The 594-nt window shown below is 66.2% G+C and carries 1 protein-coding gene; it reads right to left on the bottom strand.

Annotated features, from left to right (window positions below; genetic code table 11):
* Positions 1-594, bottom strand: a 594-nt coding sequence (locus ABD329_RS47985) for an acyltransferase domain-containing protein (RefSeq protein ID WP_344318322.1), incomplete at both ends; no start/stop codon positions are given.

Raw genomic sequence — 594 nt, 5'->3', positions numbered from 1 at the left:
AAAAGACTCCATCAACCGAAACAGCGCCACCTCCAACGCAAACAACCCCGCCTGCGTAAACACCGTCCGATCCAACACCCCCTCACCACCAGCAACAACATCCGCGAACACCACCTCCTTCAACGGCCGCCCCAGCAGCCCATCGAAGCGTTCACACACCTCATCGAACGCAGCCGCGAACACGGGGAAGGCCTCATACAACTCACGCCCCATCCCCGCCCGCTGACTCCCCTGACCAGAGAACAACACCGCCACACGCCCCGACCGCACACGACCCACGACCACACCACCGCCAGCATCACCGACGGCAGATTCCGCCAGCCTCTGAAGCCCAGCGGCCAACTCCTCCACATCCGAGCCCAGAACCACGGCACGGTGCTCGAAGACCGCACGCGAGCCCACCAGAGCACGCCCCACACCCACCACATCCACGCCACCGCCAGCGTGAGCAGCGCTGACATGCTCCAGCAGTCGGCCCGCCTGAGCCGCCAACGCCCCCGCACTACGCCCCGACACCACCCACGGCACCACCGCAAACGGCACACCACCACCACCGGAAACCACCTCAACACCCGAGGCTTCCTCCGCCGGCGC

The sequence above is a fragment of the Streptomyces javensis genome, assembly GCF_039525925.1.
Taxonomy (GTDB): Bacteria; Actinomycetota; Actinomycetes; order Streptomycetales; family Streptomycetaceae; genus Streptomyces; species Streptomyces asiaticus.
Note: the sequence above shows the minus strand (reverse complement) of the source record. Positions and strands in the feature narration are given on the sequence as shown.